The following is a 3,984-nucleotide window of genomic DNA, read 5'->3' as shown; positions in this document are numbered from 1 at the left end:
GGGCGAGCGGGCCCGCGGCGTTGGCCTTGGCGGCGGCGGCTTCCGTCTCGGCCTTGATCTCCGCCTGCTTGAGGTAGAACGTCCGCTCGGCGACGGCGATCTCCTCGGCCGCCTTCAGACGTGCCTGCTCGGAGGCGCGCCGGGCGATGGCCTCGGCGATGTCGGCCTCCTGCTTGGCGCGGGCGGCCTCGGGACGGCCGAGGTCCTCCAGGTAGGAGCCCTCGGTGGTGATGTCCTGGATCTGGAAGGCGTCCAGGATGAGGCCCTGGCCGGAGAGGCTGGCCTCCGCCTCCTCGGCGACCTGCCCGGCGAACGCGGCGCGGTCGCGGATGATGTCCTCGACCGACATACGGCCGACGATCGCGCGCAGGGCGCCGGAGAGCACTTCCTGGGTGAAGCCGACGATGCCGTCCTGCTGCTGCAGGAAGCGCTGGGCGGCGGCGCGGATCGCGTCCTCGCTGCCGCCGACCTTGACGATCGCGACACCTTCGAGGTGGGACTTCACACCCCGCAGGGTGACGGCACCGCGTACGGCGACGGGGATGTGCCGGCTGGAGAGGTCGAGCGTGAACTTCTGCTGGACGAAGGGCACGACGAAGACGCCGCCGCCGACGACGACCTTCTGCCCGCTGTTGTCGATGCTGGTACGGCCGGTCACCGGGTCGGTGGACTTCTTGCCGCGGCGGCCGGTGATGATGAAGGCCTGGCTGGGCCCCGCGACCTTGTACCGGGTGATCACGGCGAGGGCCAGGAGTACGACGAGAACGACGACGCCGATGATGGCGATCACTACTGGACTCATGAGAGGTGTCCCCCCTGCCTCCCCACGGGGGGCAGTTTGTTCGGACTGTTCGGAATGCGGACGGGCGTCGGGGTGGGTGGTCTTCCGCGCCCGGCGGTGCCGGACGCGGTGGGCGGTACCGTGCCCGGCGGTGCCGGACGCGGTGGGGTGTTCAGCGCTCCACGGGGCGGACCGTCACCGAGGTCGACGACAGCGTGCCCTCGACCCAGATCTCCGTGCCCCGCTCGACGGGCACCGCGCTCTTCGCGGAGTACTTCACCGTCTGGCCCGCCAGGCGCAGCAGGACCTCACCGTAGCCGTCGGCCGGGATGCGGGTCACCACGGAGCCGGAGGTGCCGACGAGGTCCTCACCGCGTGGCGTGTCCGCGGTCTGGTCCCGCATCAGGGCCTTGCTGAACTTCCACGTCAGCCACCCGGCCCCGAGCCCCGCGACCGTACCCACCACGGCGGCGCCGGTGGTGCCCATCCCGGTCGTACCGAGGACGATCGCCCCGCCGAATCCCAGCATGGACAGGAAACCGGCGATGACCGGAAGGGAGAGCAGCCCGTCGAAGAAGCCGTTCAGCAAACCGCCGAAGGCGTCGCCCAGGAGCCCTTCGAGGACTCCGTCGAAGATCAGCGACAAGGTGAGGAGCACGATTCCCGCGATGCCGAGACCAAGGAAAACGGTCATGTGATCACTCCCCCCGACTTTCGACTTCCCCCGAAGTTCTCTACGCCGAACTGGCTGAATGGTCCCATACACCCTGGAGAAACGACACTGCCGGTTCCCGGCAGTCTTCAGGCGCTCTCGATGCCGGACAATTGCGCGGCGAGCGTTTCGGGCGTCCGGAACGCGGCCCCGTTGTCCACACCCTGTGGACCGAGGCCCCGGACCTCGGCGTCCAGCCTCTCGAAGGCGCCCCGGATTTCGGGTCCTGCCGGCATGAAGGCCGCTCCTCGGATTTCCGTACGGGCACGGGGACGGGACTCGTACAGTGAACGCCGTTCCCGATACGCCGGTCCCGTCCTGACCCATCCGTGAAGCGCCCGGCGCCGAACAGGGAACAGGAGGGTGCGGGGGGCCGGTCCGCGTACCCCGAACGGGAGGTCCGCGTGATCCAGCGTCCGCCGTCGGCAGCGGTGCTCGTCCTGCACGGTGGCTACGAGACCGGTCTGGCGCCGCCCGCGCCCGGAATCATGAACCTGCCCGGTCTGCGCATGCTGCCGTTCTTCCGAGGGGTGTCCAGGGCGGTGGCCGGCGGCCCCGTGGTCGGCGTCCGCCGGGTCCGCTACACGCACCGCGGCTGGAACGGCGCCCGGCAGGACCCGCTGCACGACACGGTCCGGGCGCTGGACCGTCTGCGGGACGAGGCGGGGGACATCCCGGTGGTCCTGCTCGGCCACTCGATGGGGGCGCGCGCCGCACTGCACGCGGCAGGTCACCCGCTGGTCGGCGCCGTGGTGGGGCTGGCCCCGTGGTGTCCGCCCGGCGACCCGGTGACCCAGCTCGCGGGGCGCGACGTCGTGCTGCTGCACAGCACCCGGGACCGGGTGACGAGCCCGCTCGCCTCCCAGTCGTTCACGGTCCGGGCCCGCAGGGCCGGGGCCCGTACCTGCCTGGTGACCGTCCCGGGGAGCGACCACGCGATGCTGCGGCGCGCGTCCGCCTGGCACCACCTGACGCACAGGCTCGTGTCGGGGCTGCTGGGCCTGGCCCCGGTCCCGGGCCGGGTCGGGGACGCGTTCGACCTGCCCCCCGGGGCCCCGGCGGCCGACGGCACGGTGTCCCTGGCCGAGCTGGACACCCGGGGGAAGGGCGTACGGGACGACGGGCCGCGGCCGGACGCGGACGGTCAGGGGCCCGGGCCCGCGGGGATGCGGGGTGGGACGGGGCGGCGGACGATGAGGGGCGGTAAGGCGGGCGGCCCCTGACCGGTCCGCAGGCCCCCGCACCACGTGCCCGGACCCCTGGAGGCTCCGTTGCAGGCCGAACAGCCCGCCGACCCGCCCCGGCCCCTCGACCTGGCGGAGGCGGCCGCGCTGATGCGGGGGAGCCCGGTGGGCATGGCCGTGTTCGACACGGAGCTGCGCTACTGCTACGTGAATCCGGCACTCGAACGGCTCAACGGGATCCCCGCCGCCGCACACCTGGGGAAGACCGTCACCGAGGTGCTGCCCGACGTGGACGCCGCCGAGGAGGTCATGCGGGCGGTCCTGGCCGACGGCAAACCGCGTGAGGCCATGTCCAGCGGCCGTACCCGGGCGAGCGTCCCGGAGGGGGAGCGGTTCTGGCAGGGGGCCTACCACCGCCTGGAGGAGGACGGGGAGGTGAGCGGGCTGGTCGGGATCGCCCTGGAGATCAGCGCCGCGTACCACCAGCAGCGGGAGCTCGAACGGGCACGGAACCACCTCTCGCTGCTGGACACCGCGTCCGTCGCCATCGGGACGACGCTGGACATGGACACCACCTGCCAGGAGCTCGTGGACTTCGTGGTGCCCGCGCTCGCCGACGTCGCCGTGGTCGAGGTCTGCCCGCCGGAGGTGGGGCACGCGGTGCGCAGGCCGCCGGCGGGGGTGCTGCGGCTGCGCCGGGCGGCGATGGCCGTGGGCCGGGCGCTCAAGGACGTCACCAGCCCGTTCGAAGGGGTGGGCGAGTACATCGACTACCAGCCGGACGCCGCCGTGCCGCGGTGCATGGAGGCGAACCGGCCGGTGATCGAGAACCTCTACAGCGACGAGCAGCTCGACCGTTCCGCGCCCAACCCCGGCCGGGTGGCGGGCTACCGGGCCATCGGCCTGCACTCGGCCGTCTTCGTACCGCTCACCGCCCGTGGACGCCCGCTGGGCGTCCTCGCCCTCGCGCGGACCGGCGACTCACCGGTCTTCACCGAGGGCGGGGACGTGGTCGTCGCCAGGGAACTGGCGGGCCGTGCGGCCGTCGACCTGGACCAGGCCCGCCGCTACGCGCACGAGCACGCCATCGCCAGGGAACTCCAGCGCTCCCTGCTCTCCGAACCGCGTGGCCCGCACCCGCACGTCCAGGTCGCGAGCCGCTACCGCCCCGCGGACGAGGGGGCGTTGGTGGGCGGTGACTGGTTCGACGTCATCCCGCTGCGCGACGGACGCCACCTCAAGGCGATGGGCGACGTGATGGGGCACGGGGTCGAGGCGGCCGTCGCGATGAGCCACTACCGGTCGAT

Annotated in this window: 5 protein-coding genes; 2 read left to right on the top strand and 3 right to left on the bottom strand. The window is 72.7% G+C overall.

The features are described from left to right. From IH13_RS0113495 to IH13_RS43435, 3 genes are all read right to left on the bottom strand, one after another. On the bottom strand, positions 1-802 hold an 802-nt coding region (locus tag IH13_RS0113495; protein WP_031084155.1), incomplete at its 3' end, for a flotillin family protein. A gap of 151 nt (positions 803-953) precedes the next feature. Then, positions 954-1,475 (bottom strand): hypothetical protein, encoded by a 522-nt coding sequence (locus tag IH13_RS0113490; RefSeq protein ID WP_031084154.1) that lies wholly within the window; start codon positions 1,473-1,475, stop codon positions 954-956. A gap of 107 nt (positions 1,476-1,582) precedes the next feature. Next, positions 1,583-1,729, bottom strand: a complete 147-nt coding sequence (locus IH13_RS43435) for a hypothetical protein (RefSeq protein ID WP_158791161.1) — start codon at positions 1,727-1,729, stop codon at positions 1,583-1,585. Between the two features lie 168 nt (positions 1,730-1,897). Between IH13_RS43435 and IH13_RS0113480 the strand changes: the two genes are divergently transcribed. Further along, a complete protein-coding gene (locus IH13_RS0113480; protein WP_234433287.1) occupies positions 1,898-2,716 on the top strand; it encodes an alpha/beta hydrolase in 819 nt (272 codons plus the stop codon). Positions 2,717-2,764: 48 nt separating this feature from the next. Beyond that, positions 2,765-3,984, top strand: a 1,220-nt coding sequence (locus IH13_RS0113475; RefSeq protein WP_031084151.1) for a PAS domain-containing protein, incomplete at its 3' end; no start/stop codon positions are given.

The sequence above is a fragment of the Streptomyces sp. NRRL WC-3549 genome, from assembly GCF_000721935.1.
Classification (GTDB): domain Bacteria; phylum Actinomycetota; class Actinomycetes; order Streptomycetales; family Streptomycetaceae; genus Streptomyces.
Note: the sequence above shows the minus strand (reverse complement) of the source record. Positions and strands in the feature narration are given on the sequence as shown.